The 8,491-nt window shown below is 64.7% G+C and carries 7 protein-coding genes; 1 reads left to right on the forward strand and 6 read right to left on the reverse strand.

Going from position 1 to position 8,491, the window contains the following annotated elements; genetic code table 11:
• Window positions 1-564: 564 nt before the first annotated feature.
• The 5 genes from VF794_RS01310 to VF794_RS01330 all read right to left on the reverse strand — a co-directional run bounded on the left by VF794_RS01310 (window position 565) and on the right by VF794_RS01330 (window position 4,928).
• A complete protein-coding gene (locus tag VF794_RS01310; protein WP_331106913.1) occupies window positions 565-693 on the reverse strand; it encodes a hypothetical protein in 129 nt (42 codons plus the stop codon).
• Window positions 694-1,008: 315 nt separating this feature from the next.
• Window positions 1,009-1,431: a hypothetical protein gene (locus VF794_RS01315; RefSeq protein ID WP_331106915.1), complete on the reverse strand. Its 423-nt coding sequence runs from the start codon at window positions 1,429-1,431 to the stop codon at window positions 1,009-1,011.
• Between the two features lie 634 nt (window positions 1,432-2,065).
• The gene (locus tag VF794_RS01320; RefSeq protein WP_331106917.1) at window positions 2,066-3,301 is read right to left on the reverse strand and encodes an ISL3 family transposase; all 1,236 of its coding nucleotides are present in this window, start codon (window positions 3,299-3,301) and stop codon (window positions 2,066-2,068) included.
• Window positions 3,302-3,812: 511 nt separating this feature from the next.
• Window positions 3,813-4,574 carry a DUF5953 family protein gene (locus tag VF794_RS01325; RefSeq protein WP_331106919.1) on the reverse strand — a complete coding sequence of 254 codons (762 nt, stop codon included), beginning with the start codon at window positions 4,572-4,574 and terminating at the stop codon, window positions 3,813-3,815.
• Between the two features lie 15 nt (window positions 4,575-4,589).
• Window positions 4,590-4,928, reverse strand: a complete 339-nt coding sequence (locus tag VF794_RS01330) for a DUF6310 domain-containing protein (protein WP_331106925.1) — start codon at window positions 4,926-4,928, stop codon at window positions 4,590-4,592.
• A 669-nt stretch (window positions 4,929-5,597) separates the two neighbouring features.
• Here VF794_RS01330 and VF794_RS01335 point away from each other — a divergent pair.
• On the forward strand, window positions 5,598-5,963 hold the full coding sequence (locus tag VF794_RS01335; RefSeq protein ID WP_331106921.1) for a VOC family protein: 366 nt from the start codon (window positions 5,598-5,600) through the stop codon (window positions 5,961-5,963).
• A 466-nt stretch (window positions 5,964-6,429) separates the two neighbouring features.
• Here VF794_RS01335 and VF794_RS01340 read toward each other — a convergent pair.
• On the reverse strand, window positions 6,430-8,491 hold a 2,062-nt coding region (locus VF794_RS01340), incomplete at its 5' end, for a M4 family metallopeptidase (RefSeq protein WP_331106923.1).

Consider the following 8,491-nt stretch of genomic DNA (forward strand, 5'->3'; position numbering starts at 1 on the left):
CCGGTGTGGAGGATGTACAGGATGGCGTTGACTACCTCCCTGCGCGGGTGCACCACATCCTGGGGCCCGCAGGTACTGGCCCGAACAAAGGGCTCTATCAATCCCCACTGCGCGTCAGAGAGGTCGGTGAGGTAGGGCTTCCTCACGGGCATTGGGATGTCGCTCATGCCTCTGGAGGTAGTTGTCCGCGCGCACGGAGACAACTTGCGAGGTCAATTGCCCGGCATTACTTTTCTGGTGGGTAACCAAGAAGGAGGGCAGAACCAGGAGGGAGTGAGCCGCGAAATCATCGCGCAAGGCACCCCATGGAATGGGTGCGCCTATTGGTGCACAGGAAAGGAGGGCCGACCTGGCGTTGATTCAACCCAGGTCCAGGCAGAGGCCCTCCTACGCATGCGTCACGGTCGTCCTGCGCGAATATCCATATCCTGGAAGCGCCGAAGGGGCGGCAGGTGCAATTCTTTGGGCGACTCACCCTGATGCAGCCAGCGGGCTCTGCTCTGCTGGCTGTTGCGCTTTGTTTATTGTGCACCCGGTCTCAGGCGGAGACCTGCTTGCCCCTGTTCAACACCCTCTGAGGCCCGTGTCGCTCCAGAACACCAAGCCGCGTTGCGGTTTGAGGAAGGCGTCGAACAGCCGCCGCGCCTTGCCATGTGTGTCATTGCTCGCGAACTCATTCAGCAGGAGGCGCATCTTGCTGTCCAGGGCGGCGGTGGTCGTGCCGACGCTGGTGAGCCTGCCCCGATTTCGTGGCTCTCCCGCAGTTTGTGTGAATCCTGGGCGCAGACCGATAGCCGCAAGAGCGAGGCTCGCCTGCTCGCTGCCGCAGAACCACACGAAGTGCGGGAGAGCCACGTAACCGGGGCAAGCCCAGTACCGGGCCTTTGTCTCGGCCTTCCGAGCGGCGGCGGCTCGGTGGAGCCGCGGGGGAACGCTGGGCTCAAACCCCGAAGGATTAGCCACACGCCACGCGCCCTCCAGCGTGGCCTCACTGGAGGGCAACGGGGGCTAGTTCTTGACGATGTTCAAACGGGCGTCATTGCCGTACTCGCCAGCGTAGCCCTCGATGATGATCAACAACTTCACGCCCTTGACGAGGCCCGAGAGGGTGGTCCTCGAGTAGAGGTTGCTTCCGTAATCGTCGTTGCAGCCCATGACCGACGAAGTGTTGCTGAGGTGGCGGATCTGGAGGACGGTATCGAAGTTCGAGTATCTGGTGCTGAAGGTGTAGGAGCCTGTCTCAGGCACCGTCCACACGTAGGAGATGTCTCGCGACGACCCTTCGTTGCAGCTGACCGACCACTGGTTGGAGGTCGTGCTGATGGAGGCGTAGGTCGCGACGGGGGAGCCCAGCCGGGTCTCCAGGTCTCCCACGAGGCCCTGCTCATGCACCGTCCCGGCCCCCGAGATTTCGGCCGCGCCAGGATCCATGTTTTCAGACACCTCGGGCTTCGCGGTAGAGGGCGTGGCACCCTCGATCGACTCACCCTCAAGCCCGGGGCCACAAGCGCCCAGGAGAAAACCACAAGCGGCCACACAGACAACGGACGTTCCAAGCTTCTTCATGTTTTACCCTGTCAGGTTGATTTCGTATCCCGAGATGGAATCTTTGTTCACAAAGCGTTCACAAAGCATCCGCCGCGAAGAGCGGCGTGAACCCTCTCTAGACAAGAAGAGACGAATTACGGCCTCATTATACAGTTTCGTCCTTTCCTGTCACCTTGCCTGATCTAGCACGCATCCTCGGCCAGCTAGCAGGGAAGCGCTTGACTTGCATGGAGGTCAAAGAAATTGAGCAATGCGACCAAGCAGGAAGCGACATAGAAAAGGCTCTACTGCACGGTCCGTGGGTTGAAGAACAGGTCGGCCGGGCAGCGGAGCGTAAAACGCTCACGGAGAGAGGTCGGATGTAGAGGGTTCCGCGACCGTGGCGGCCATGGGCGGCGTGAGGATTCAAGTCATGGGCAGCGGCGGTCCCCGGCCTGGAGGTTCGGCCATGGACCGTATCAGCGGCTCGCCGTCCGGCAGCGGCTCGTCGACGAGCGCGTTCTCCCGTGCGGTCCGCTTACGCGATGCCCGGCAGCGGCGGGTTGAGCACCAGCCCCCCGCAGCACAGGAACACCATCGCCTTGAGGGCCGCGGTGTTGCGAAAGCCATAGGCCCGGCGCATGACGAGCCGAATCTTGTTGTTGAGCCCTTCCACCACGCCGTTGCTCAACCCCGTCTGGTTGTAGGCGACAATCCCCTGCTTGTGCTTGCGCACTGTCTTGGCCAGCCGGACGAAGGGCTTGAGCCTGGAGCGGCTGGCCCACCGGCTCCAGCTGTCCAGGTGCTCCGAGGCGCGCGCCAGCTGGCGGTAATCCATGCCCTTGGCCAGACTCTCCTTGAGGAGGTACGCGCGGTAGAGCCGCCGGTTGAGCCGCTGCACCTCGCGCAGCTTCTCCCCCTGGCGCAGGGTGAGGTTCCACGGATTCTTCAGCAGCGCCCAGCGGCTCTTCTTCACGGCCGCGGCGCTCTGGGTGCCGGACACGTCCCGCACCTCGCCTCGGCGCACCTCGTCCAGGGTCTCGTTGGCCAGCTTCTGCACGTGGAAGCGGCCGAACACCTGGACAGCCTGGGGAGCGCGCTGCTTCACCACCTTGGAGAAGGCCGCGTTCAGGTCCTGCGTCACGTGCGTGAGCGCTTGCGTCCTCCCGGGCCCCAGCTTGTCGAAGAAGCCGTGCAGTGTCCCCTCGCCCTTGCCCTCTCCCATCCACACCACGCGCGACTTGAGGTGGTCCACCACCACGGACAGGTACTGGTGATGGCGACGGTGGCTCAACTCGTCCACGCCGATGATGTACAGCCCTTCCAGGCGCTGCGCGTCCAGACGCTCGGCCACCACGCGCTCGACAATGGTGCCCACGGTGCGCCAGTTGATTGCCATGAGTCGGCATGTGGCGCTCTTGTCCATGCGCTGAGCCAGCCACGCCACCATCTCCTCGAACTTGCGCGTGAAGTGCGAGTCATGGGCGGCCCACGGCACCTGCTCCACGCGCACACCATGCTCACGGCACTCCACGCGGCGCGGGGCGTAGCTCAACCAGAAGGCGGTGCGCCCCAGGGCCAGGTGTCTCCACGGACGCGGCGGACAGGAGTCGTAGCGCGGGCAGGGGCGACCACAGACACCACAGCGGGACTTGCGCAGGGGCGGCCTCACCTCCACCACCACGCCGCGGGGCTCGAAGCGGGCGCCACGCACCCGCGGGCCCTTCACCCCCAGCAGCCGCTCCAGCAACTTCTCCACCCCGACCCGCGCCACCGTCCGCTTCTCCCACCGAGCTGTCCGTCCCGCCCCTGCCCGTACCGGGGCGGCGCATTGTGCAAGGCGGTTGCCAGCGAGGGCTTAGAGGGGGGCGGGCTTCAGCACATCACGTCGGCCGTCTCTCGTCGCGGACCACCATCCGTCGAGGGAAACCCACGGGTGCTACAGAAGAGCCATTTTTTACGCCGTGCTTACGGGTGGTTAGCAGCTTCCTCCATCCGTGTTGCACGTCCCGACGCTGAGCCCTGGACGCTGGCGGGGGCGGCGCTGGTGGACTCGGCGGGGGAAGCGGTGGAGCTTGCCCGGTGGCAACAGTCACCCACTCCTGCGAATGGGGCCGGTGCCGTCGTGTTGGGCGTAGAGGGGGCGCCCGCGCAGCTCGGCTACCCCTGTACCCTCAAGATATGGGAGGCAGGCGGGCCGCGCACCGTCACCCTCGGGAACGTCACCTTCCCGGTGAGCCAGAAGGCGGCGCCTTGAGCTCGGCCACCGCGAGCAGTGCCGAGCCTCAAGGGGTGGAGCGCCCGCCAATTTCCGGGAAGCGCTCGTAGGCCCGTTCAAGCGCGTCCAGGTGCGCGGGGTTGTCCATGTCGAGCGGCGTATCGGTGAGCCGGACAACCCACCCGCCCGTCGCGGTACGCCGTGAGCGCGAGAGCAGCTCCGCATCGCGGGCCGGGTCCGGGAAGCCGATGGTCCGTGCAGCGGCATCTGACCAGTAGTTCAGCCACCCGAGGCGATGCGGATTCTCAGGTGAGCGGATCTTCTCTGGCAGCAGGAGGGCCGGCAGCCCTCGGGGTGGAGGTTTCGGATTCGCCGCCCAATTTTTCGTCTGGCGCGCGATATCCACCGCCGCGCTGAACGGCGTTGCGTGCCCCCATAGAGCGCGCGCCGCCTGCGCCACTGCCTCCAACACATCCGCTGACGCCGCGATGCCATCTGCTGTCAGCGGCAGGGCAGCATCAACTACAAAGTGGGCCCGACCGCCCGGAGAACTGCTCGCTGGGCTTTCCCATCCCGTCACGGTCACCCGGAAGTTGTCATCATCGTTGCGGAGAAGCGGAAATCCACCGTCCATTCTCTGATGGGCGAGCCATGCATCGCGATCCCGCAGTGGGAGGCGCTGTCCCTCTTCAGGAATCATCCATCCCAGGCACAAGCCAGGGATCGCGCGCTCCATTTCATGAACAATCGCCACAGGGCGACCATCATCACCGTTGAGCGCGGGCGCGTAGACTGTAATGCAAAGGTGATTTCGGTGGGCAGTCGGCATTTCAGCACCAATCCATCACAACAATGAGTCCCTCAAGTTCCGGGAACGCGCGCTCCAATTCGTCTTTGTGTGTGTGGAGCTGAGCACACCAATTCGGAAGTCAAATCCGCAAGCTATTGCGAGACCCCTCTCAACCAGCAATTTCGGCCCCTGAGATCTGATAACGATATCTCGAAGGTCGGGCGTGTACGTGTCGAAGTTGTCGGTCTTGACTTCCCACAGCGTGCGCGTGGCCAAGTGTAGCGCGTCGAAGTTCTTCCCATTCACGAACACATCCCCGCCGGGGAAACTGTTGTTCGGAATTCTGTCAGCGCACGTGTCGTGCAGTCTATTTCCGCCAAGATGGTACGGCAGTGGGTCGGGCTCGCACCTGGGCGATCTCGCTCCGTGACTTCGATTGGCCCAATGGGAGGGAAATCCGGCCCTCTTGGCTCCGGCTTGGGCCTTTGCTTCGGCGAGGGCTTCGGCGGGGCGGGTTTTGTTTCAGGCACGGGGCGCGTTTCAGGCACGGGCCTTACCTGGGGACGGCCCCTCTTCTCCGCGTAAGTATCTCCGGTCATGGTCGAGGGCATGAAAGCACCGCTCCACCAGCACGGGCCAGGGCTCGGAAGCTTCGCGGACAGCGTACCGCCCCCCGTCCGTCCAGGGCAGCGTCGCCGCTCGCTGGAGGTTGGCGAGCCTCGGGTCTCGGACCGCTGGCTCTTGTGGGCTTGACGCTGACGTAGCGCAGGCTGAGACATAGAGCAGAAGTGCGATGCACGCTCGGAAACGCATGGAACATCCTCCAACCAAGTCAGAGCGCGGGGCGAAGAGGGTCACGCCGCTTGGGGTCGACTTGAAGATCGCCAAGGGCGCGGTGGGGATGATCCGCTCCGCGCTCCAGGCGGAGCACCAGGTTCACAGCCGTGTGTATGCTAGGGTCGGCGGAGAACGTCACGTCGCGCGTTTCTCTCCTCCGAGGTCTCGATGCGTCCACCCAGTCGACTCACGGTCAGGCCTCAGCCACTGATTGCAGTGAAGGACGTGAAGGCCAGCAGCGCGTGGTACCAGACGCTGCTGCGGCTGCACGGGGGCGAGCCGAACCATCCCCACCGGCTCTTCTATGACCGCCTGAGGAGTGGAGAGACCCTCGTCCTCCAGCTGCATCGTTGGGATGCCGAGGAGCACCCCAATCTGATGGGCGCCGATCGGGCACCGCACGGCCATGGCGTCCTTCTTTGGTTCGAGGTCGACGACTTCGATGCCGCCGTCGAACGCGTGAGACGTCTGGGCGCGCGGGTGATTGAAGAGCCGCACGTCAACCCCGCTCCGCAACACCGGGAGATCTGGCTCGAGGACCTGGACGGCTATGTCGTCGTTCTCGTCAGTCCTGATGGCGAGGCGAGCTGAACGCCTCGAGTCATCGCGCGCTCGACAACCGCGGTGAGCCGGGGGCCGAAGGCTCCGCTCGACACGCCCTGTGGCAGCTCGGCTCGCGTCCACACCTCACACCTGGCGCAGTGCCCGTAGCACATCTGGTACTTGGTGACGCGCGGCTTCACCTCGGGCAGCTCCACCACCTGATGCCGCCACGCAGCCGGCCCGTCTTCCTTCTGATTGAGCGCGCTGCCACACCGGCTGCACCCCCACGCCAGCCGTCACCCTGGCAGCACCACTTCTCCGGTCCTCCGAGCGGCGGCTTCGATTCCCGCCGCCTCCATTCCAGTGCGGACGTCCTGCGCAGCAGCCCGCCTCAATCCACCCGCGCCGTCCTCTGCTTCCTCGGCTCCTCCACCGTCGCGGCCAAGGAGAGGCTCTCCTTCTATGGGCCTGCCCCCTTCCCCCCTTGAGGGAGCCGCGCGTCGCTGAAGCACTCTCACCAGCTGCCTCGGGCGGCGGGGTCGATTCCCGCCGCTTCCAATAGAGGTTGCCCGCTCCCACTGGGTGCCATGCCGAAGGATTGGTAAAAGCCCCTAATCGCCACGTTGGTGTACTCGCTGTAGCCATGCGAGCAGGCGTACCACGTCCCCCCAGCGGGGTTGGTGAATGAACAGCGTTCGGCGTTGCCGCCACTGTAAGGGCGGCAGTCGTAGGTTCTGCTGTCCGGCGCCGAGCCGAACCTCACGTACATGTCCGCGTCACCTGACGAGCCGCTCTTGGCGAACTGGTCGAACTTCAAGCTGGCCTTGCCCGGTGGCACGCTCAGCGTGAAGCACCTCCAAGTGTCCTTGCTGCCGGAGTACACGGCCGACTCCACGCTGTTGCTCAGTGTGCTGCCGCTGCTGGTGCCGTACATGCCCGTCAGGGTGACGCCCGAGTACGAGGAGTAAGCGGACAGAATGACGTACCAGGTGCCGCCGGTCGGGCTGGAGAAGTAGCATTCCTCCTCGCTGCGGCCACTGGTTGAGCGGCAAGTGGAGGTGCTGCTGTCCGGCGCCGAGCCGAACTTCACGTACAGGTCCACGTCACCCGCGCCACCGCTGGTGGTGAACGTCAGGCTCGTCTGCCCCGAAGGCACCTCCAGCAAAAAGTGCATTTTGCCCCTGGAGCTATCGGACAGGCCGCTCACCGACGAACCGTTGGTCAGCACGGTGGTGGGTGGGACGCCCACGGCCGCCCACGCTTTGGTAACGGCATCGGCCACCGTGGAGTCGAAGAGTTCGTTGGCTTTCTGCACCGTGCACGTCTTGGCGTTGTCGAAGGTCGACGACGAGGTCATGCAGTGGGCATTGGCCTCATAGAAGATCTTCCCCGCTTTCTGGATGCCGATGGCGGGCACCTGGACGGTCGACTTCTCGCGCGGGTGCTTGCCACCCTCGGAAAGCAGGTAGAAGGCTAGGTTGGCGATGCCCGAGTTCCTGTGTACGCCGCCGTTGTCGTCGGTGTCCGTGTAGCGCTCGGGGTAGTAGTCCCGCGACATGCCGTCCTGTGTCGGGTTGGCCATATAGCGCATCGCGTCCCCAGGGGTGCCCGGCGTCTGGACATCGTCGCCAATCATGTACACCGCCGAGTTGGTGATCCATCCCTTCTGCCACGCCTCGCAGTAGGCGGAGAAGATGTCGCTCATGCCCTCATTGAGGGCGCCGGATTCGTTGGCGTACACGAGCTTCGACGTGTGATCCGTCACCGCGTGGGTGAACTCGTGCACCGTGATGTCCAGTGACTCGCCCATCGGGCCGTACTGCACGCCGTCGCCGTCGCCGTACATCATCTGGCTGCCGTTCCAGCGGGCGTTGTTCCTATCGTTCAAAGCGGTGCCGTAATGCACCGAGCTCTTGATCAGCGCGCCCGCGTTGTCGAACGAGTCGCGAGCGAAGTTCTGGCGGTAGCACTGGTAGGTAGTGCCCAGATGATCATGGTTCTTGTCCACGTGGGTGTCACCGGTGACGGCCCCCGACTCGTCACGTTTGAGGGTACCGGGCAGGGTGGTGGTGTTGTTGGCCGAGTACACTGCCCGGTTCTGCGCGGTGTGGATGTGCGAGTGCGTGGCCAGCGTGCGGCCATTCTCGGCGTCGACGTAGACGGTGTTGTCCATCGGCAGCCCATCGGCCTGCTCGCCCGTCACGCGCACCTCATAGGCCAGCCGCAGCGAGCCTTCAGCCTTGAAGTAGACCTGCCGGGCCGCGCCCTCCGCCACGGGGTTGAGCGCGCGGGAGTCGTGCAGGGCCGCCCACATCGCTGCTTCGGCCACCACCCGGGCCTGGGCCGCGCTGCTCGCGCCGTGGCGCAACGAGCCATTGGCCGCGTACACGTTGCCCTCAGTGTCCACGTGCAGCAGCATCTCGCCGCCGACGACCACTAGACCATTGCGCACTTGCTGGAAGCGCAGGAACTGGTGGCCACGCTCGTCCGTCGAGGTCCGCTTGAACACCAGTTCCTCGCTGCTCAACCGGAACATCGGCGCCACACGGTCCAGCGTGCCCCGCACCTGGGCGGAC

It is taken from the genome of Archangium sp., assembly GCF_036389735.1.
In the GTDB taxonomy this organism is placed as follows: Bacteria; Myxococcota; Myxococcia; order Myxococcales; family Myxococcaceae; genus Archangium.

Coding starts and splice junctions, on each gene's coding strand:
- VF794_RS01310 (WP_331106913.1), bottom strand. CDS start 693: ATGCGCCTCCTGCTGAATGAGTTCGCGAGCAATGACACACATGGCAAG.
- VF794_RS01315 (WP_331106915.1), bottom strand. CDS start 1,431: ATGGATCCTGGCGCGGCCGAAATCTCGGGGGCCGGGACGGTGCATGAG.
- VF794_RS01325 (WP_331106919.1), bottom strand. CDS start 4,574: ATGCCGACTGCCCACCGAAATCACCTTTGCATTACAGTCTACGCGCCC.